The sequence below is a fragment of the Gemmatimonadota bacterium genome, from assembly GCA_009838845.1.
GTDB lineage: Bacteria > Latescibacterota > UBA2968 > UBA2968 > UBA2968 > VXRD01.
Window position 1 is genome coordinate 1 of the sequence record VXRD01000161.1, and the last position, 19,575, is coordinate 19,575.

Sequence of the window (19,575 nt, forward strand, 5' to 3'; positions counted from 1 at the left end):
ATGAAAGCCGTCATTGCGGCATGGTTTTAGCCGCAATCCAGAGGTTTTGGGTGGTGGGGTGGGATTCGTCTATTCGTCTATTCGTCTATTCGCCAAATCGCGTTTTTACTTCAGATATTACAATATCTGGTATATCCTCTGTGCGTTCAACTGCATAAACACAGATGTGATCCGCAGTAGCAGCCCGCTGGCGAAATCGTTGGACATCCCGGTTTTGCGCTACATGAACAGCGGTTACCCGGTTTTCTTTTTGGATCAGAAATTGCATCAGTGCATCGAGGTTGGTGATCTGCATATCTGTTATGAGAAAAATATCCACATGATTTTTGAGAAGGGGTTCCAAATCGGGCAGATGCAAGGCTGTTCCACCACCGAAGTAGCGGCACAGTGCGAAAAATACGCGCTTGCGATCTCTTGAGAAATCCAGCACTTCTTTCCCGCCAGCCTGTGCATCGCTAAAATTGTAAACAGCCACGCGCTTGCCCCGTCGCAAATACGCATCGGCGGCGCATCCGGCGCCTAAGACGGCGTGGGATATTTTCCGACACGGATCGACCATACTGCCCGAGGAATCGACGATGACCACACAATCGGGTATGCCATCGCCGTCCCCGTGGGTTTCGCCATCTCGCCAGTTCCACATCTGGGAAATGCCCGGCATGACGCGCCCAAAACTCGTCCACACATCGATGTGCTGAACGGGTTTGCCAATTTCCCAGGGCGAATGAGAATGCGGATGTAATCCGCCCACTTTTTCCAGGGGCATGGTTTGCACGGGCAGGCGAAATGCGGATGCGCGTGCCATGTAAAACAAGAGGTCGGCATCCGAGGGCGTGCCTTTGCCCCGGCCCATATCGGGCATCATGTTGGCGTCTTGTAGCTCGTCGGCAAAATCGCGCACCATTTCTCGAAAGGCGTAAAATCCCTGCTCGGCAAATTGCGCCATTCCCTCCGCGAGTTCGCCTGCGGAATACTGCTGGGTATCGCCCATCATGCCACCCTGTCCATTCCCATCGTCCATTTCTTTTTGGATCAACGGGGCAATTACCTGTGCAAATGATCGAAGGCTATCGCCCCACTGTGAGGCGTCCAGATAGGGTATGCGGGCGAGCCGATCTACTTCGCCGCGATCTTCCACGCCCAAATTTTCTCCCCAGAGACGCTGATACAATGCCCGAATTACGTCTGTCACTTCACTCGATTCAGCCTGGCGATACACTTCGGGCAATTTCGATTCGCGCTCGCGCACGGCATGGGTATCGACCACCACGTCCGAGAAATATTCGACTACCTGCTTGACCAGTGCTCCATCCAATAACACGGGTTTGAGCGCGGCATATAGCTTTAAATGCGTCTCAAAATCCCAGGGACAAACGGTGTGATGCCCCACGCCGTGATCCAGTAGTGCAGAGGTGGCGTCTTCTATGTCCATTACTTGCGCGAGGGCGGTTAGTCGATTGGCATTCAATTGGATTACTTTGTCCGTCATTTGAATGCTCGCGGCTTCGTCGCCTGTTTCGATGACTTCTGGCGTCGGCAATTCGGGAAATAGATGGCGCTTGCGAACAGCGGGCCAAACGCGCTGGATGATGTCGTTGAAGTTCATTTTGTTTTTGTTCCTCTGAGCATTTGTTCGCGGTGATAAATCGCGCCGCCTTCGGTATTGCCCACACCTCCCATGCGTCCGCCAATATGGATTTCGCCGGCTCGCATTTGTTCGCCGATGGATCTGCCAGCGTCTCCCGAGACTTCAATCCGTCCGTCGATCATACCCGCGCCCAGATAATGTCGGACATTTCCCTCGATCTTCAGACAGCCTCCCATGAGCGAAATGCCCGTGAGGTCGCCCAGGTCTCCCACAATTGTCAGTGTGATGCCTTTGCGAAGGCGATATCCCATAAGGGATAGGCGCAAGTCGTGACCCGTGAGATCGAGATGAATATCCGACTGGGACGATGCGTTGCAAAAGGCCGATAAGAACAAGCCGAGGGGTTCCATGACAAAGAAAGCCGTGTCATTGCTTTGCAAGGCGTGCGCGCAAAACGCTTCGATATCGGTCATTTCCCAATCGATTTGTCCTACCATCTGCGATGCCGCAGCATAGGTCGATTCAATGGTTTTGCGGTCGGCTTGCCAGAGTCCCTCGCCGACGCATTCGTCGATCAGTGAGCGATAAGCTGCTGTTAACCGATCCATTGTCTCGGTGTGAGATGCGAGAATTTCATCCATGGGCAGGGCGCGCTTTTTGTGTGTATCTTCGACAAATTCGGCGAAGGGATTGCGCTTTGGAGATAGTAAGCCGTTGACGCGTTCTGCGTTTTCAGGGTTCAAATCGGATGGTGTAATCCGGTCAAATTCTCGAAATGGGTTTTGTCGCATGTCTGGCTCTGTAATTAGAGTTACGAAAATTCTGGACGTACAGGCTCTTGTCCCAGATCTCGCATAATTTCCATGTAAATGGGGTGTTCGCCCTGAATGGGTTTCTCGTCGGCACCACTCAAGATGCGATTGGCAGTTACCAGAGCTGTTTGAATGCGCTCGCTTTGCTCGGTGTAGCGCCGAAAGACTTGTCGCACCGCTTCTCGCGCTCTGTGAATGGGCAATACATCATCCCGGTGGTCTTGCGTTTCTTCCTCATCTCGCCATTGGATGCGGTGAGCACAGGTGTATGGCAATATCGTGCGGATATGTTCGATATCCACTTCTTTGTCGCGTAGCACCCAGGCGAGTGCCTGTGCGTAGCGCCGGATGGAGATGGGCAGGCGATTGGACGGGCATGTTTGTACTTCATAACACAGGTAGCCCGTGTAATGACAGCCTTCGCCACAGACTTCATTTGTGCGTTTTTGTCCGTATTTGCAGCAGAAAGACAGTTCGGCCAAAAAAGTTCGAATATAGGCACTGGCATCGGCCTGGAAAGGCAATGCGCTCATTTCACTGCGAATCGTTTCGCGTTCAGTTCTTCCCAGGGTTGGTACGGACAAACGCTCAGAGATCGCTTTTCCATAATCTTCGCAAATCTCTTCTATCTCTGCTTCGGCGTTGGGGTTGACCAGACAGGCCTGGAGTGCTTGCTCGCGTTGGGGATCTCGCAGGAGATGTGCAGGAGAGGATTCGGTGCCGATCATCCAGGACAAATTCGCGCCCGGATATTTGGATTCCACCATTACGTCAAAGCGATCCAAAAGGGGGACAACGATGGTATTTGTTCCGCGGTCCTGATAGTTGGCCGTTGCGAACAAACAGTATTCATCGTTGATTTGCATCTGGTTCAAGTAGGACCAGTTGCCGCGATCCACGCCATTGAGGATCAAGCTCTGCTTGGTTTCCGGCAGGCGGTTGATTTCATCTACGACTTTGACGGGTAGGACGGAAAATGCCGACCACACCACATCTTCTTCGCCGCGGTTGAGTGCGCCGAGGTTTGGGCGCCCGACAATTTTTTCTTCGGTCTGTTCGGGATGGCCACTTACTTCGGCTTCCCACACAGCCCCCAATGGCATGCGATATAGTAGCGCTCCGATATATTCAGCCGATGTTGTTTTGCCCAGGCCGGGTTCGCCCACGATCAGAATTTTGCCTCCTAATAATCCCGTCAGGGCGCTGAGCAGCAAAGCGGCATTGTGTTTTTGTCCTTCGATCTCCAGGTCTGCCCGGTTAAAATACAACCGATCCTGGATAAAGATCAAAATATCGCGTACTGTTGTCTGTAAATCGGCCATTTTGACCTCAGTCTGCTTGAGAAGAGGTGGCAGAGCGTCGGCGCAGCCATTCGACGGTGAGCAGTAGCAACACGGCGAAGGCGATCAAGAATGTTGCGACGGCGAGGATGGTCGGGCTGATTTGCTCGCGGATGCCCGCCCACATCTGGCGCGGAATGGTGCGCTGTTCTATACCGCCCATGAAAAGGACGACTACTACTTCGTCAAAAGATGTTGCAAATGCGAAGAGCGCGCCAGAAATAACGCCCGGTGCGATTAGCGGCAGTTGTACTCTGCGAAACGTGAGGATCGGTGAGGCACCAAGGCTTGCGGCAGCGCGCGTCAGGTTTGTATCAAAGGCGGATAGGGTAGCGGTTACAGTGATTACGACAAATGGCGTGCCCAGTGCGGCGTGGGATAGGATCAATCCGATGTGGGTTTGTGCGAGGCCCAGGGTTGAGTAAAAAAAGAACATGCCCGCCGCGGAGATGATCACTGGCGTGACCATCGGCGAGATCAATAGCGCCATTGCGATGCGACGACCGGGCATGGCGGGGCTGGATAGACCCAGCGCAGCGAGTGTGCCCAGCGCAGTTGCCAGTGCAGTGGAAGCGATGCCGATGATCAGGCTGTTGATCAGCCCGCGCGTCCACAGTTCGTTTTCGATGATTTGTCGATACCAGCGCAGAGAATACGCTTCGGCGTCCAGGCGCAGCATGCCTTCGGTGAAGGTGAAGTAGGGTTCGGCATTGAAGCTCAGGGGTACGATCACCAGAATTGGTGCGATTAAGAATGCGAAGATCAGGGTACATGAGGCCAGGTACGCGACCCGGCCAATGTGTTGTGTCGAGATCATGTTAGCCCAATTTCATGCGGTCAATGCCGACTATGCGGTCGTAGAGCAGATAGAGCGCGATCACGCATACCAGCAAGATGCCGCCAAGTGCCCCGGCCAGGCTCCAGTTGAGGGAGGTCTGCATGTGGTAGGCGATCATGTTGGAGATGAGTTGCCCAGTGCTGCCGCCTACCAGCGCGGGGGTGATGTAGTAGCCGATGGCGAGGATGAATACCAGCAGCGATCCGGCACCTACGCCGGGGAGAGTCTGTGGCCAGTACACGCGCCAAAATGACTGAAAGGAGTTTGCACCCAGCGATGCAGCGGCACTCATCTGGCTCGGTGGGATGGCGCGCATGATCGAATAAAGAGGCAGGATCATAAAGGGCAGGAGCACATGGGTCATTGCCACCAGTGTGCCAGTCATGTTGTATATCATGGCGAGGCGGCCGTCGTCGCCGATCAGCCCAATTGTGACGAGCAAGTCGTTGAGTACGCCCTGGGTCTGGAGCAGTACGATCCAGGATGTGGTTCTCACGAGGAGCGATGTCCAGAAGGGTACGAGTACGAGGATGAGGAGCAGGTTTGCAATGCGCGGAGGCGAATGCGCGATCAGGTGGGCGATGGGATAGCCGAGCAGCAGGCAGATCGCGGTAATGCCGAGGCTTACGATAAAGGTGCGCCACAAGAGGGACAGGTAGATGCGGCGTTCTGGAGACTGGCGAGCGATGGATCCGTCGGGCAGGGGTTTCAGGTCAATGGCATTGAGATAGTGCCGCGTGGTGTAACGATCCCCGGCACTGCGGATCGCGTGCCAGGTTTGTATATCGCCCCATGCGGTATTAAGGCCGATCATGGCATCGCGATAGGGGCCTTCGCGGACGTTTTGCAACGATCTCGCGCTGCGCGTGAAAACACTGCGCAGGCCCGGATGCACGCGGTTGACTCGGGTGGCAACCCGGCCCAGCGAGCGGTCCTGGCGCGCCTTTAATAGTTCGCGTGCAGCCGCTGCATACACTGCTTCATCGGGCGCGCTCTTTCCGTCCCACTCTCTCAGCAGGTCGAGGGTTTCGGGCAGGGCATCGCCTACTGTGGGATCGTACACACTGTGTACGAGCATTGTCGCCAGCGGCGCAATAAAGGTGACGCCAATGAATGCCAGCAGTGGCAACACCAGTCCTGTAGCGCGCAGCCGCGGACGAAGGATGGTGGTTTTGATGTCTATATTTGGTTTCATTTTTTAGTACACCGCGATACCTCTCTCACTGCGCCAACCAGGCACTGAATCGCTCGTTCATTTCGTCGATGTGATCGCTCCACCATTCCCAGGAATTTCGCAGGGCGCGCTTAGAATTTTGCGGGCTGTTGGGCATGTGGGGGTTCATTTCCACGCCTTTCTCGGCGTGCGTCGATATCAGTGCCTCCGCAGAGATGCGCGTGGGGCTGTAGGCGATGTAACGGCCGACGCCAGCTATGGCTTTCGCTGTTGCGGCGAAATTGAGAAATTTCTTCGCAGCTTCGAGATTCCGCGTTCCAGCGACAATGACAAGCCCGCCTGTGTCCAGTATTTGTCCGTCCCACACGATGACAAAGGGCTGATCTTCCAATACCTGGGCATTGAAGATGCGTCCGTTGTAGGCTGTGGACATCACGACTTCGCCATCGGCGAGCATCTGCGGTGGCTGTGCCCCGGCTTCCCACCATACGATGTGGTCTTTGATGGTGTCTAACTTGCGAAAGGCGCGGTCCACGCCTTCGGGTGTATTGAGGGTGGGATATACTTTGTTGAGCGGTACGCCGTCGGCGATTAGAGCGAATTCCAGGTTTGCCAGAGGTGTGCGGCGCATGCCTCGTCGTCCGGGGAATTTTTCGAGGTCAAAAAAATCGGCCATTGTGGTGGGTTTTTCACCCGGGATATTCTCTTCGTTGTACGCATATACGGTGGAGTAAAATATCGTTGCCGGACCGCAATCCGTCATCGTACCGAGCGGAAAATCCTGTGACGCAGGTGTTCCATCGGCTCCCGCTGGCAGCGAGTTTACCGGGATGGGTTCGAGCAGGCCCTCGTCACAGCCTCGCACCATGTCGGGAATTTCCATATCGACAATGTCCCAATGCACATTGCCCGATTCGACCTGTGCGCGGATTTGTGCCAGCCCGCCATTGTAGTCTTCGAGGTTGATTTTAATGCCTGTTTCAGCGGTGAATGCCTCGTGGTAGCCTTTGACGCATGCGCGCGCATAAGATCCGCCCCAGGAAACCACGGTTAGGGGTCGGTCATTGGCAACTGCAAGACCTGAGGTCAATGTGGCCAATGCGATCAATACAATTAAATAAAACGCCGTTTTACACTTGTTTTTCCACTTCAAGTTATTTCCTCCTTGTACGGTATGAATAGAATATCCTTTACTGCGCCAGCCAGGTGCTGAAGCGTTCGTTCATTTCGTCGATGTGAACGCTCCACCATTCCCAGGCATTTCGCAGGGCGCGCTTAGAATTTTGCGGACTGTTGGGCATGTGGGATTTCATATCGATGTCCTTTTCGGCGTGTTTCGATATCAATGCCTCCGCAGAGTGGCGCGTGGGGCTGTAGGCAATGTAGCTACCGACACCGGCCATGGCCCTCGCTGTTGAGGCGAAATTGAGAAATTTCTTTGCGGCTTCGAGATTCGGCGTTCCCGCGACAATGGCGAGACCAGATAGATCCAGTATTTGTCCGTCCCACACGATGACAAAGGGCTGATCTTCCAATACCTGAGCATTGAAGATGCGCCCGTTGTAAGCCGTGGTCATGACCACCTCGCCATCGGCGAGCATCTGCGGTGGCTGTGCCCCGGCTTCCCACCATACGATGTGGTCTTTGATGGTGTCTAACTTGCGGAAGGCGCGATCCACGCCTTCGGGCGTGTCGAGGGTGGTATATACCTTGTTGAGTGGTACGCCGTCGGCGATCAGTGCGAATTCCAGGTTCTCCTGGGGAGAGCGGCGCATGCCCCGTCGTCCGGGGAATTTTTCGAGGTCAAAGAAATCGGCTATTGTGGTGGGTTTTTCGCCCGGGATATTCTCCTTGTTGTACGCGTATATGGTGGAGTAAAACAGTGTTGCTACGCCACAGTCTGTCGATGTCCCGAACAGAAAATCCTCTTCCGCAGGCGTTCCGTCGGCTCCCGGTGGCAGCGAGTCGATCTCAACGTGTTCGAGCAGACCCTCATCGCAGCCTTGCGCCCATGTCGGGAATCTCAAATCGACGACGTCCCAATGCACATTGCCCGCCTGAATCTGTGCGCGGATTTGTGCCAGCCCGCCGTTGTAGTCTTCGAGGTTGATTTTAATGCCTGTTTCAGCGGTGAATGCCTCGTGGTAGCCTTTGACGCATGCGCGCGCATAAGATCCGCCCCAGGAGACCACAGTCAGCGGTCGGTCTTCCGAAAAATCACAGCCCAGAGTCAACATCGCCAGCGCGGTTATTATCGCGGTGCATAATGTCTTTCTCTGTTTGGTATTCATGTCATTTCCTCCTCGTCGTCCGGGTCGAGTACCCGGCAGTCTGTTGGTGTCCAGCCGATGCGAATTTTATCGCCTTTCAGCACGGCTCCGTGTCCCACAGTATTGGGTATTTTTGCGATGAATTCCAAGGACTCGCACACGTTCAGGCGAAGGCGCAGATGGTCGCCTAAAAAGGTGATGTCCTCGACTTTTGCTTCGAGTTCATTGGTGTACAGGCCCGGTTCGGGTTCAATGGCGACGCGCTCTGGGCGAATCGATAGCGTGGTGGCGTCGCCGCTCTGGCAGGGTGCAATGCGCAACGCCTGGATGATTTGGCCACCGGTTTCCACTTCGCAGATGTCCCCATTTACTTTTGTTACGCGGCCTTTCAGGCGATTGTTTTCGCCGATGAAACGCGCTACAAATGAACGCTCTGGTTCTTCGTAGAGAGCCTCGGGTTCGGCAATTTGCTGGATGTCTCCTCCGCGCAGGACAGCGATGCGGTTCGACATTACCATGGCCTCTTGCTGGTCGTGCGTGACGTAAACGACGGTTACGCCGAGGCTCTGATGGATACGGCGGATCTCGTATTGCATCTCTTCGCGCAGGCGCCGGTCAAGTGCGCCGAGGGGTTCGTCCATCAGCACCAGGTCGGGTTCAAATACCAGCGCGCGGGCGATTGCCACGCGCTGCTGCTGACCGCCAGAGAGCTGGTTGGGACGCCGGTCTTCCATGCCGCTGAGGCGAACCAGGTCCAGGGCACGCGCCACGCGTTCGCGACACTGCTCGTGGTCAAAACCACGTACTTCAAGGGGAAAAGCCAGGTTGCCGCCCACTGTCATGTGTGGGAAGAGCGCGTAGTTCTGAAATACCATGCCAATGCCTCGCTTGCGCGGGGGCAGTGCGTGTACAGAACGCCCGTCAATGCGGATGTCGCCCGATGTGGGTGTCTCGAAGCCAGCGAGCATCATCAGGCAGGTCGTTTTCCCCGATCCGGATGGGCCGAGCAGGGTCAGAAATTCGCCCTTGTGGACGCTGAAGTTGACGTTTTGGACAATTAGTGTGCGTCCGTCGTAACTTTTGCAGACATTCTCAAATTCGACGTAGGCTTTATCTTTTGAGAGCATTAGTTTGTCCTATCCAGGGTCCAGAAAACACAGATTGACAAGCTGGCGGATCGTGGTGTGAAGTAAATTCAAAATTACTCAAATGTCAACGTCTTTCCTCTTTCGCCATATCTCGCTTCGCTATATATTTTAGAAGCTATCATCAACATTTATTATTTTTTTAGAGGAGTCAGATTGTATGCGGTACAAACGCGTTGTTCTCAAACTCAGTGGTGGTGCTGTTTCAGGTGCTTTGGAATCGGGATTTGACCCGGAGGCCCTCGAACATATTGCCGACGAAATTCTCGATATTCACAGCCGGGGTATTGAAATCGGTATTGTTATTGGCGGGGGCAATATTTTTCGGGGCGAACAGAGTGTGAGGTGGGGCATTGAACGCTCCGAAGCCGATAATATCGGCATGCTCGGCACCATTATCAACAGCCTGATGCTGCGCGGTGTGCTCAATGCCAAAAGTGATGCCGAGGTGCGCGTGATGACCGCGATTCCCATTAACGCAGTTGCAGAACCCTTTATTCGCCTGGTTGCTGCTCGGCATCTCGATAAGGGGTATATTGTCATTTTTGCCGGTGGTATTGGCAATCCCTTTCTCACGACTGACTATCCCGGTGTACAGCGCGCGCTCGAGGTTCGCGCAGAAGCCATTTTGTTTGCCAAGCACAAAACCAATGGCATTTATACAGATGATCCGAACAAAAACCCCGATGCCAAACTCTATCGCTGCATCAGTCACGATACAATTATTCAAAAGAATCTGGGTGCTCTGGATCAGTCCGCAGTGATTCTCGCACGTGACCATCATTTGCCGATTCACGTTTTCGACTTTGAACAAAAAGGCATGATGCGCCGCATTGTAGAGGGCGAGGATGTCGGTACCCTGATTACCCAAACACTGGAAGATGTGCTTGAGGAAGAAACAGTCACCCAGGAGAACGCCACATGAAACTCCTCGTCGTTGGTAGAGGCGGGCGCGAACACGCCTTTGTCTGGAAGCTCGCCCAGAGCAATAAGATTACGGGGTTATACGCAGCGCCCGGAAGCCCGGGTATGGCGCAATATGCCGAATGTGTCGATATTTCGGATAGCGATCTCAATGGTCTGGCAGATTTTGCACAACGGGAGGGTATTGATATTTCGGTTATTGGTCCCGAAGCCCCTCTTGCTGATGGTATTGTCGATGTTTTCGCGGAACGGGGTCTCGCTGTTTTTGGCCCCACACAGGCAGCGGCGCAAATTGAAGCGGATAAAGACTTTGCGCTTGAACTTATGCACAAATACGATATTCCAACCGGGGCTTACGAAACTTTTGTGGATGCGGAAATAGCCAGAGAACGGCTCGGGGAGTGGCAACACCCGCTCTATCTCAAAGTGAGCGGTCTCGCTGCGGGCAAAGGGGCGATTTATTGTGAGACGCTGCAAGATTCCTACAAAACTGTGGATGAGGTGATGGTGCAACGCGCCTTCGGCGATTCGGGTGATAAGCTGGTTGCAATGGAGTTGCTCGAGGGGGAAGAAGCGTCGATATTTGGATTTTCAGACGGGGAAAATGTTGTTTGTGTTGTGCCTTCGCAAGACCATAAGACGATTGGTGAGGGCGATGTGGGGCTCAATACGGGTGGTATGGGTGCGTATGCTCCTGCCCCGGTTATTACGCCGGAGCTTTTTGACGATATTGTTCAGCGCATTATGAAACGCACGGTACACGCTCTGGCACAAGAAGGCCGTCCGTACAAAGGCATTCTCTACGGTGGTATTATTGTCACGGCTGATGGTCCAAAGGTGATCGAATTTAATTGCCGCATGGGCGATCCGGAAACGCAGGTGGTTCTCCCGTTGATCAAAACCGATTTCGTCGATATCATTGAGGCTGTGTGCAATGGTTCGGTGGCGGATCTCGATATCGAACTCGACAACCGGGCGGCGACCTGCGTGGTTATGGCATCGGGGGGCTATCCCGAACACTATGATACCGGCTTTCCCATTTCCGGGATTGATCTCGCCGAGGCACCGGGCAATGTGATGGTGTTTCACGCTGGTACGGGACGCGAAGACGGTCAACTCGTCACCAATGGCGGACGGGTTCTCGGTGTTACTGCAATGGGCGATACGATCAAGTCTTCTATTGATCGCACTTACGAAGCCGTGGGCAAAATTGATTTTGACAGGGCCTATTTCCGAAGGGATATTGGGCATCGCGCTTTGACAAATGTTTGAGCTACCGATCTTGCGATGCTGATTTTCTGATCTTTGTCAACCAATTTGACGACTAAGCGTTATAACGTGTATATTTCTGGAGGCATACGATGTCTTACAAAGCAGCGGTTATTGGTCTGGGGCGTATGGGCAGTACATTTGACGATGAAATTACTCAGGGCGGGTCTATTTTCTTGCCCTATTGCCATGGTCCTACCTATTGCGCGCATCCGCAGACTGATCTCATTGCGGGAGCTGATCCCCACGATGAGCAACGCGCTCTGTTTGGCGAGCGGTGGGGTATTGATAGCGATCATTTGTATGCCAATCATCGCGATTTGCTCGAAGACGCAAAACCCGATATCGTCAGTGTGACTACCACAGCGCGTTATCGTCCACAAATTGTAATGGATGCTGTTGATGCTGGTGTGAAAGCCTTGTGGGTGGAAAAACCCATTGCCTTTAGTCTTGAAGAAGCCGATGCTATGGTCAATGCTTGTAGGGAAAATGGCGTTCCCATCGCCGTGTATTGCTCGCGCCGTTACAATCCCTATTTCAGTGAAGCTCGTCGCATGATCGAAGCGGGGGAGCTTGGCGATATTCTCCAGATCACGGCTTATGCCCAGTGTGGTTTGTCGCACAATGGCAGTCATGCGATTGATACGATTCGCTATCTCGCTGGTGGCGATGTTTCCTGGGTTTTTGGCGAAATGGCGTCGGATGAGGAAGCCGCATCTGATGACGATCTGATGGGCAATGGATATCTCGCTTTTGACAATGGCGTTCGGGCGTATCTTCGCGGTACATCGACAGGTGTTGCTTCGTGGGAATTTGATATTATTGGGACAGAGGGCAGGGTTCGCACCTTATCGGATGCGCTTGAGTTTGAGTTTTTTCAAAGAGTTTCAGGCGGCCTGGGGAACCGGGGCGTCCCTGCGCGGTCTCCTTTCCCGCAGCCAGCGCGTCCCGTGGGTCAGGGTATTACCACTGTGGATGATCTGATTGATGCTATGGAGAACAACCGACCGCCGCGTTGCTCGGGAGCCGATGGTCGCGCTGCTCTGGAGGTTGCGATTGCTCTTCGGGAATCCCATCGCCGTGATGGCGTCCGCATTGACCTGCCTATTGAAGATAGGTCGCTCAAAATTTTTTCCAGTGAGACACAAGCAGACCACACACCTGCGCGAGTGCGCCGGTTGAATCAGTAGAAAAATCTAAATACCAAAGGAGATTTTTATGGCAGATCCAGTTGTTGGCATTATTATGGGCAGTTCTTCGGATGAACCCACGATGGAAAAAGGCTGCGCCATTCTCGACGAACTCCAGATTCCCTACGATATGATCGTATGTTCCGCCCATCGCAATCCCGAGCGTACCGCTGAATACGCCAGTACGGCAAAGGCGCGTGGTTTGAAGGTGATCATTGCAGGTGCTGGTTTGGCCGCAGCACTGCCCGGTGTGGTGGCAGCGCATACTACTTTGCCGGTTATTGGCGTTCCATGCGCTTCGGGTGCGCTTAACGGCGTTGATGCTTTATACGCTATTGTCCAGATGCCGCCGGGAGTTCCCGTTGCGACTGTGGGTATTGACAATGCGCGCAATGCCGCTGTGCTGGCGGCGCAAATTCTCGCGCTTTCAGACGAGGGCATACAAGAGCGCCTGCAAGCCTATAAAGATGCTCTGGGGGGATAATACCTTTGCGTTTTAACACGGAGGTCTTTTTGGAACGTCATATATTTGTTTTCATTGCTCTTCTTTTTGTAAGTTGCGACGCACCCGAAACAGATCGCGCATCGAGTACCGACCAGTTTCTCATTCCCGCGACGGCAGAGGAGATTCTCAAAAATGTTAAAGAAGCCGATGCCAGGGTCGTTCTTGTCAATGTCTGGGCAACGTGGTGTCCACCATGTGTTGAAGAGTTTCCCGATTTGATGGCTGTTTATAATCAGTACAAAGACCAGGGGTTAAAGCTCGTCTTTATTTCTGCTGATTCCGAAGGTCAGGCCGATGGGGCAATTGCCTTTCTGAAAGCGCATGGTGTTGATTTTCCAAGCTATATCAAGTTGAAGAGCGATGGGGCGTTTATCAATACATTAGACCCCGACTGGTGGGGCGCAATACCCGCTACCTGGCTATACGACAGCGCGGGCAATAAACGCCATTTTTGGCTCGGGAAGACCTCGCGCGAGCAATTTGAGAAGAAAATACGCGATGTATTGATGGAGGGCGGTTAAGGGATACTTGGGGCGTGTCTATCCGACATTAAGACTATAGATACTCTCATACCACCAAATACAGGAGGATCCTATGCGTAAATTATTAGCGATTGCACTTGTCGCAGCGATGGGTTTCAATGCCGAGGCGGGCAAAAGCGAAACTCTCGCATTGGGCGCGGAAGCACCGGCAACCGACCTGGAGATGAAGGGCACGGATGGTAAGATGTACACTCTGGATAGTGTGCAGGGCGAGAAGGGCACTCTGGTAATTTTTTCGTGCAATTCCTGCCCGTGGGCCGTCAAATGGGAAAGCCGCGTAGCCAGTATTGGCAATGCGTATCGCGGCAAGGGTTTTGGTGTGATTGTGATTAATCCCAATGATCCCAGGCGTGCTGCAGAAGATGGTTTTGACGAGATGGTCACTCGTGCCAAAGCGCTATCTTACGAATTTCCCTATGTGGTCGATTCCGCATCCCAGGTCGCCCGCGCATTTGGCGCCAGCCGTACACCCGAAGTTTTTCTTTTTAGCGCCAAAGGCAAGCTGGCGTATCACGGCGCGATTGACGATAATGCTTCGGATGCCAATGCCGTGGAAGCGGCCTATCTCAAAGACGCGCTCGATGCATTGTTGGCCGGAGAAGCGATTTCAGTATCCGAGACCAAAGCCCTCGGTTGTAGTATTAAATTTAGCGAAGATTCGTAGGGAAGGAGGATGAGAAGATGAGTGTATCATCCGCTTATAGAGAAATCATTGATTTTATTGCAGAGGGGATAACCCCCGAAGATTTGGTAGCTTTTCATCCATCTGAAACTGCCAAAAAGCAAGTTTCAGATCTGGTCTATCGCGAGAAAACAACAGGACTTACTGTAGAAGAGACGGCTGAACTCAATCACTATTTGGAACTTGAGCATCTGATGCGTCTTGCTAAAGCCCGTACCCGCCATTATTTGAAAGATGAGTAAAACCTATATCAGTGTTGCCTTGCGACAACTTGTGATAACACGCGCCAGGAGGCTGTGCGAGTACTGCCTGATTCACGAAGATGATGCCTATTTTGGATGCGAAATTGATCACATCATTAGTGTGAAACATGGCGGACCAACAGAAGATAGCAATTTGGCCTATGCGTGTTTGTTTTGCAATCGCAACAAGGGTAGTGATATTGGGTCTATAGTGAGACAAACGGGACAATTTTATCGTTTTTTTAATCCTCGTATTGATCATTGGGCAGACCATTTCGCTTTGGATGGCGTGAGAATTGATACTCTTACAGAAATAGGTGAAGTGACTGCTCGTATTTTAGATTTCAATCATATAGACCGTTTAATTGAGCGTCAGGAATTGGAGACTTTTGGCTATTATCCTCCCCCTGACGCTCTTGTATTAATTTCAAGGTAGCATAGCAGATCGCCCGAGTTTTATCGGATTTTATCCAGACTGAAAAGAGTCGCGTGCATTTTGAAAGGAGTTCTTATTATGACCCTTAGTGAGCAACAGATCGCGGACTATCATGAGGATGGTTATTTGATTATTCGCAATGTGTTATCTAAGAATGAAGCGAATGACCTTCGTCGTACCGTGCAAGAAAAGGTCAAACGCGGTGCGTATCCACCAAAGCTTTCGTATCCCGAGCCTGCGAAGTACACAGTTAGTGGCAATAGGCTGGCAGAACCAGGGCTTAACTCGATTTCCGAGCATCCGACGGTTATTGGAGCGGTAGAGTCCGTGCTGGGTCAACCCGCGCATTTGACGGCTTTTGTGGCGTATCTGAGGACGCCGGGCGATAAGGGGGGTGGTGCCCACTGCGATTACAAACGGTGGCGCCCCGTGGGTTCGTCGATGAACTGGGTGTTTGCCATTATTCCTCTGACTGATTTCGATCCGGTGTATGGTCCCTTTCTGGTGTCGCCCAAATCGCACAAACTGACGCGGGTAATTGACGAGGAGGCACATATTTTAGATGTCAATCGTCCCGATAGGAGCCAATTGCCGGATTTTATCGATCCAGAGCTTAAAGCGGGGGATTTGCTGGTTGTTAATGAGCATGTCTGGCATGAAGCTCCTGCGGGTACGAGTAAAGAAGACCGTTGCGGTATTTTCAATAAGTATTGTGCGGTAAATGCGCCTCCTGCCGCGGGATATTATCCTTACAATCCCGCCGCCCTTGAGGCTTTGAGCGATGATGGAAAACGGCTTATTCCCGTGTGTTTTGACAAGCCGATTGAGACGACCCGTTTGCTTATCGAGTGTCCGGATGGTGGGGAATCGAGGTTCTTGCTGCTGCGCGATGATGAGACGAATTGTTGGGAGTTGCCGGGTGGCGAGGGATGGGAAGAGGAAAAGTTGGTGGGCTGGGATGTCGGCGCGCGGGTCGGGTCTTTGCAAGAACTTACCAGGACGCAACTCGAGCTGGAGGTGCCGTGGATGTCCTATATCGAAGATGTGGAAGAGGAAGAGGGTATTTGTCGCGTTTATGGTTTCTCGGATGAGAATATAGACGCCGATGCGTTGGCAAATGGGCACTGCGACTGGTTCACTAAAACACAGATACAACAACATCTCGGCGAGAGCGATGCGATTAGTCGCACTGTTGAGCTGTGGCAGCGAGCAGATATTATCCGCGGCAAAGGCAAGGCGTGTAATCAGAGCAAAAAACAGTTTGAATGAGTTGGATATAGATCGTTCAATTATTCTTTTTTGAATACGACGACTCGGTTGGTGTTTGTACCTTTTTTTCGGTTATCGACGCCCCAAACATTTGCGGTTTTGGTGAATTTTTGGTCGTTGATTAAGACGAGCAATGGCGTGAGTCCCGCTTCGATGCCGCACGGGATAACCGCTTCTTCGAGTTTTACTTTGCCGTGTCTGACTTCGCCGACTTCAAAGGCGATATGTCCGCCGGGTTTTAAAACGCGCTCTAATTCCAAAAAGACCTTTGTCATTTCGCGTTGCCACTGTTCGACTTTCCTCGCCATGGTGATGGGAACAGTTGCAGGGTCTATGCCGCAAAACCAGCATCGCAACCAGTTGTCCTGTGCATAGTTGACGACATCGAGAAACGGTGGGGAGGTTACGACGAGGGAGACGGAGTTGGACGCGATTTCGGGAATGCTATCTGAGGGTTGTGTGAGGAACTTTGCTTGGGGAAAGACGCTTGTCAGGGTATGCCGAGTTTGATTGTCGCAGTGTTTCAAAAGGGCATGCGTTTTTTTTAAAATGAGGTTTTTGACATCTCTTAATGGTGGTTCTTGATTTCTTTTTTCATTGATTTTTTTTTGTGAATCAACAGAGACAGCCTGATTGGGTGGCAGGGTATAAACAGAGAAAAAGCCGGATGAGTGTCCCGTCAATCTACTCAGTGCGACCAGGCAAATCCATTGATCGACTTGATCAAGGTTGTCGATTTTTTCGTTTAGATATTTTTTTAGGGAACAAATCTGCTTCAGGGTTTCCGGGTGATAAAAGACCAGTAATTCTTCCGGATATTCATCGACATCTTTGAGTTCTATACGCGATAGCCTGTCGGCGACTTGTTCGGTTGTAGGTGGATTCAGGCGAGGAAGCGTCATAATGGAACTCAACGGATTAATATCGCATCCTATGGGAACGCGTCCCCAAAGAGCAGATTCAATGAGTGTAGTACCCCGTCCGGCAAAAGGATCATAAACCACGTCGCCCGGTGTGGTTAGTCGTTCGATAAAGAATCTGGGAAGTTGGGGTTTGAAGCACGCTCGATATGATATTTCGTGGAGTGCATTGGCTGCTCTTTGTTTGGCGGTCCAAAATTCGTTTACGTAAGTTTCAAGGCGAATCGGCTCTGTTTCCGTAGAGGTCACAATCGTATTTTTGCCAAATGCGTTGAAGTCCGCCAGTTCCCTTCTGAGCTGGTCAGATGCAGGGGATTCTATCGATAGTGTCAGTTGCTTCGCGGTCATAATATGTGTTCGTGTTAGAGGCGTTTGTCGCAAATATTTATAGATACAAAACTGCCTGGTGTCAAGGATGGGAGGGAATATTCCATTCGGTGAATGGAAAAGGTTCATGGATATTTTCGTTAAAAAAGAAATATGCCGAGACCCCGATCAGGCGATGGGACGGGAGTGGCTTGAGACCAATGGTCTGGGTGGATTTGCGTGTTCTACGATTATTGGAATGAATACGCGGCGGTACCACGGTTTGCTCATTCCCGCACAAAATGAGTCGCACGGTCGATTTGTCGCGCTGTCCAAATTTGAGGAGACGCTTATTGCGCCCGATATGGGGACTTTTGAACTGGGCAGTAATTGCTACGCTGGTGCTATTCATCCACACGGTTATACCCATCTCGAACACGTCCGACTGGATCCCTTTCCTACCTTTACCTATTGTACTGACGATTTGTGTTTTGAAAAGCAAATTTTTATGGTCTATGGTCAAAATACCACTGTGATTACTTACGGTCCCTTTGATCGCCCTGTTATGCTTACGTTGCGTCCGCTCGCGGCTTGCCGAGATTATCATCACCTGGCACGTCGGAATGATATGCTCAATGGCGATGTCGATATTTGTGATGGTCTGGTGAGTTTTCAGCCTTATTCGAAATACCCGCCTTTGCATATCGCGCACAATGGAGAATTTCAATCGCGTGGCGATTGGTATTACAATTTTGAATATGCCGTTGAAGCGTACCGCGGTCTGGACAATCGTGAAGATCTGTATTGTCCCGGAGAATTTATCTTTGATCTCGCAGCGGGCGAATCCGCGCATTTGCTCGTCAGCCTTGAACGCGGCACCTGCGATCAGGTGAATGCGCTTCGGCAGGCTGAGATAGATCGGAAAAATAAAATTGTTCAATCAGTTCCCAAATGCACGGGTCTCAGTTTGAGTGCAGATGCCTTTCTCGTCAAACGCAGCGACGCACGCGCTACCATTATCGCGGGTTATCCCTGGTTTACGGATTGGGGGCGCGATACGATGATCGCGCTGCCCGGTCTCGCACTGGTGACCGGACGATTTGACGAAGCCCGCGATATTCTCGCTGCTTATGCACATTTTTGCGACAAGGGGATGATTCCAAATCGATTTCCCGATTGCGGTGATATACCCGAGTACAATAGCGTGGATGCAACCCTGTGGTACGTCTATGCAGTGGATCGCTTTTTGGCGTACACAGATGATTATGCGTTTGTGCGTGAGTCCCTTTGGTCCGTGCTACAGGAGATTATCCGTTATTTTGTTTCGGGAACGCGCTATAATATCCATGTGGATTGCGATGGGTTGCTCTATGCTGGGGAACCCGGTGTGCAACTGACATGGATGGATGCTAAGGTGGGAGATTGGGTCGTTACCCCGCGGCAGTGCAAACCCGTTGAGGTCAATGCGCTGTGGTACAATACGCTGTGTGTGATGCGGAATTTGGCTGATAGATATGGCGAATCCGGTCTCAGTGCCGAATACGCCGGCCTTGCGGAAAGAACAGCCGCGCGCTTTGCCGAGGCATTCTGGAACTCCGATGCCGGATGTTTGTACGATTGCCTGACAGATGAGGAGCCGGATGCTGCTATTCGCCCGAATCAGATTTTTGCCCTCAGCCTGCCGCATCGCATGCTCGATGTCGCGCGTGAACGCAGTATTCTCAATGTGGTCGAACGCGAGTTGCTCACGTCTTATGGTTTGAGAAGCCTGTCGCCTTCCGACGCGGCATACAGGGGCACTTATGGCGGCGATCCGTATAGTCGCGATAGCGCGTATCACCAGGGAACGGTTTGGGCATGGCTTATGGGTCCGTTTATTACTTCATGGGTTCGCATTCGCGGCAAGGAGGCAGATGTTCGTACTTCTGCAAGAGATATGTTGCGCCCTTTGTTGCGCCATGTTGAAGCGTCGGGTCTGGGACATATTTCTGAGATTTTCGATGGCGATCCGCCCCATGCATCTCGCGGTTGTTTTGCCCAGGCGTGGAGTACTGCCGAAGTCTTGCGCGCTTTTGTAGAAGATGTGCTGGATCAGGGACCTGAAAAATGAAATAGAGGTGTAA

Annotated in this window: 19 protein-coding genes; 10 read left to right on the plus strand and 9 right to left on the minus strand. The window is 52.2% G+C overall.

Going from position 1 to position 19,575, the window contains the following annotated elements; translation table 11 throughout:
- Positions 1–85 precede the first annotated feature (85 nt).
- The 8 genes from F4Y39_22420 to F4Y39_22455 form a co-directional block, all read right to left on the minus strand.
- Complete coding sequence (locus F4Y39_22420) at positions 86–1,606, minus strand: hypothetical protein (protein ID MYC16494.1); 1,521 nt, start codon at positions 1,604–1,606, stop codon at positions 86–88.
- A complete protein-coding gene (locus F4Y39_22425) occupies positions 1,603–2,379 on the minus strand; it encodes a hypothetical protein (protein MYC16495.1) in 777 nt (258 codons plus the stop codon). Before F4Y39_22425 ends, F4Y39_22420 begins: the two co-directional genes overlap by 4 nt.
- A 20-nt stretch (positions 2,380–2,399) precedes the next feature.
- On the minus strand, positions 2,400–3,722 hold the full coding sequence (locus F4Y39_22430; GenBank protein ID MYC16496.1) for an AAA domain-containing protein: 1,323 nt from the start codon (positions 3,720–3,722) through the stop codon (positions 2,400–2,402).
- Between the two features lie 7 nt (positions 3,723–3,729).
- Complete coding sequence (locus F4Y39_22435; protein ID MYC16497.1) at positions 3,730–4,557, minus strand: ABC transporter permease; 828 nt, start codon at positions 4,555–4,557, stop codon at positions 3,730–3,732.
- A gap of 1 nt (position 4,558) precedes the next feature.
- Positions 4,559–5,773 (minus strand): ABC transporter permease, encoded by a 1,215-nt coding sequence (locus F4Y39_22440; protein ID MYC16498.1) that lies wholly within the window; start codon positions 5,771–5,773, stop codon positions 4,559–4,561.
- Positions 5,774–5,798: 25 nt separating this feature from the next.
- Positions 5,799–6,866: an ABC transporter substrate-binding protein gene (locus tag F4Y39_22445; protein MYC16499.1), complete on the minus strand. Its 1,068-nt coding sequence runs from the start codon at positions 6,864–6,866 to the stop codon at positions 5,799–5,801.
- A 76-nt stretch (positions 6,867–6,942) separates the two neighbouring features.
- A complete protein-coding gene (locus F4Y39_22450; protein MYC16500.1) occupies positions 6,943–8,043 on the minus strand; it encodes an ABC transporter substrate-binding protein in 1,101 nt (366 codons plus the stop codon).
- Positions 8,040–9,149: an ABC transporter ATP-binding protein gene (locus F4Y39_22455; GenBank protein MYC16501.1), complete on the minus strand. Its 1,110-nt coding sequence runs from the start codon at positions 9,147–9,149 to the stop codon at positions 8,040–8,042. Before F4Y39_22455 ends, F4Y39_22450 begins: the two co-directional genes overlap by 4 nt.
- Positions 9,150–9,327: 178 nt before the next feature.
- Here F4Y39_22455 and pyrH point away from each other — a divergent pair, with 178 nt between their 5' ends.
- From pyrH to F4Y39_22500, 9 genes are all read left to right on the plus strand, one after another.
- Positions 9,328–10,092, plus strand: a complete 765-nt coding sequence (gene pyrH, locus F4Y39_22460; GenBank protein ID MYC16502.1) for a UMP kinase — start codon at positions 9,328–9,330, stop codon at positions 10,090–10,092.
- Positions 10,089–11,363, plus strand: coding sequence for a phosphoribosylamine--glycine ligase (gene purD, locus F4Y39_22465; GenBank protein ID MYC16503.1), 1,275 nt, complete (start codon positions 10,089–10,091; stop codon positions 11,361–11,363). Before pyrH ends, purD begins: the two co-directional genes overlap by 4 nt.
- An 89-nt stretch (positions 11,364–11,452) precedes the next feature.
- Positions 11,453–12,550: a Gfo/Idh/MocA family oxidoreductase gene (locus F4Y39_22470; GenBank protein MYC16504.1), complete on the plus strand. Its 1,098-nt coding sequence runs from the start codon at positions 11,453–11,455 to the stop codon at positions 12,548–12,550.
- Positions 12,551–12,578: 28 nt separating this feature from the next.
- Positions 12,579–13,034: a 5-(carboxyamino)imidazole ribonucleotide mutase gene (gene purE / locus F4Y39_22475; GenBank protein MYC16505.1), complete on the plus strand. Its 456-nt coding sequence runs from the start codon at positions 12,579–12,581 to the stop codon at positions 13,032–13,034.
- A complete protein-coding gene (locus tag F4Y39_22480) occupies positions 13,031–13,576 on the plus strand; it encodes a TlpA family protein disulfide reductase (GenBank protein MYC16506.1) in 546 nt (181 codons plus the stop codon). Before purE ends, F4Y39_22480 begins: the two co-directional genes overlap by 4 nt.
- Before the next feature lie 73 nt (positions 13,577–13,649).
- Entirely contained in the window at positions 13,650–14,261 is a 612-nt protein-coding gene (locus F4Y39_22485; protein MYC16507.1) for a thioredoxin family protein, read from the plus strand.
- 17 nt (positions 14,262–14,278) lie between these two features.
- The gene (locus tag F4Y39_22490; protein MYC16508.1) at positions 14,279–14,521 is read left to right on the plus strand and encodes a hypothetical protein; all 243 of its coding nucleotides are present in this window, start codon (positions 14,279–14,281) and stop codon (positions 14,519–14,521) included.
- Positions 14,514–14,957, plus strand: a complete 444-nt coding sequence (locus F4Y39_22495) for an HNH endonuclease (GenBank protein MYC16509.1) — start codon at positions 14,514–14,516, stop codon at positions 14,955–14,957. The genes F4Y39_22490 and F4Y39_22495 overlap by 8 nt, the downstream gene beginning before the upstream one ends.
- Positions 14,958–15,035: 78 nt before the next feature.
- Positions 15,036–16,226: a phytanoyl-CoA dioxygenase family protein gene (locus F4Y39_22500; protein MYC16510.1), complete on the plus strand. Its 1,191-nt coding sequence runs from the start codon at positions 15,036–15,038 to the stop codon at positions 16,224–16,226.
- Between the two features lie 20 nt (positions 16,227–16,246).
- Here the strand turns inward: F4Y39_22500 and F4Y39_22505 are convergent, their stop codons facing one another.
- A complete protein-coding gene (locus F4Y39_22505) occupies positions 16,247–17,494 on the minus strand; it encodes a site-specific DNA-methyltransferase (protein ID MYC16511.1) in 1,248 nt (415 codons plus the stop codon).
- Between the two features lie 106 nt (positions 17,495–17,600).
- Between F4Y39_22505 and F4Y39_22510 the strand changes: the two genes are divergently transcribed.
- On the plus strand, positions 17,601–19,562 hold the full coding sequence (locus F4Y39_22510; GenBank protein MYC16512.1) for a glycogen debranching protein: 1,962 nt from the start codon (positions 17,601–17,603) through the stop codon (positions 19,560–19,562).
- The last annotated feature ends 13 nt before the right edge of the window (positions 19,563–19,575 follow it).

Excerpts from the sequence above, each read along its gene's own strand:
- F4Y39_22420 (MYC16494.1), bottom strand. The coding sequence starts at position 1,606 with ATGAACTTCAACGACATCATCCAGCGCGTTTGGCCCGCTGTTCGCAAG.
- F4Y39_22425 (MYC16495.1), bottom strand. The coding sequence starts at position 2,379 with ATGCGACAAAACCCATTTCGAGAATTTGACCGGATTACACCATCCGAT.
- F4Y39_22430 (MYC16496.1), bottom strand. The coding sequence starts at position 3,722 with ATGGCCGATTTACAGACAACAGTACGCGATATTTTGATCTTTATCCAG.
- F4Y39_22435 (MYC16497.1), bottom strand. The coding sequence starts at position 4,557 with ATGATCTCGACACAACACATTGGCCGGGTCGCGTACCTGGCCTCATGT.
- F4Y39_22440 (MYC16498.1), bottom strand. The coding sequence starts at position 5,773 with ATGAAACCAAATATAGACATCAAAACCACCATCCTTCGTCCGCGGCTG.
- F4Y39_22450 (MYC16500.1), bottom strand. The coding sequence starts at position 8,043 with ATGAATACCAAACAGAGAAAGACATTATGCACCGCGATAATAACCGCG.
- F4Y39_22455 (MYC16501.1), bottom strand. The coding sequence starts at position 9,149 with ATGCTCTCAAAAGATAAAGCCTACGTCGAATTTGAGAATGTCTGCAAA.
- pyrH (MYC16502.1), top strand. The coding sequence starts at position 9,328 with ATGCGGTACAAACGCGTTGTTCTCAAACTCAGTGGTGGTGCTGTTTCA.
- purD (MYC16503.1), top strand. The coding sequence starts at position 10,089 with ATGAAACTCCTCGTCGTTGGTAGAGGCGGGCGCGAACACGCCTTTGTC.
- F4Y39_22470 (MYC16504.1), top strand. The coding sequence starts at position 11,453 with ATGTCTTACAAAGCAGCGGTTATTGGTCTGGGGCGTATGGGCAGTACA.
- purE (MYC16505.1), top strand. The coding sequence starts at position 12,579 with ATGGCAGATCCAGTTGTTGGCATTATTATGGGCAGTTCTTCGGATGAA.
- F4Y39_22485 (MYC16507.1), top strand. The coding sequence starts at position 13,650 with ATGCGTAAATTATTAGCGATTGCACTTGTCGCAGCGATGGGTTTCAAT.
- F4Y39_22490 (MYC16508.1), top strand. The coding sequence starts at position 14,279 with ATGAGTGTATCATCCGCTTATAGAGAAATCATTGATTTTATTGCAGAG.
- F4Y39_22495 (MYC16509.1), top strand. The coding sequence starts at position 14,514 with ATGAGTAAAACCTATATCAGTGTTGCCTTGCGACAACTTGTGATAACA.
- F4Y39_22500 (MYC16510.1), top strand. The coding sequence starts at position 15,036 with ATGACCCTTAGTGAGCAACAGATCGCGGACTATCATGAGGATGGTTAT.
- F4Y39_22505 (MYC16511.1), bottom strand. The coding sequence starts at position 17,494 with ATGACCGCGAAGCAACTGACACTATCGATAGAATCCCCTGCATCTGAC.
- F4Y39_22510 (MYC16512.1), top strand. The coding sequence starts at position 17,601 with ATGGATATTTTCGTTAAAAAAGAAATATGCCGAGACCCCGATCAGGCG.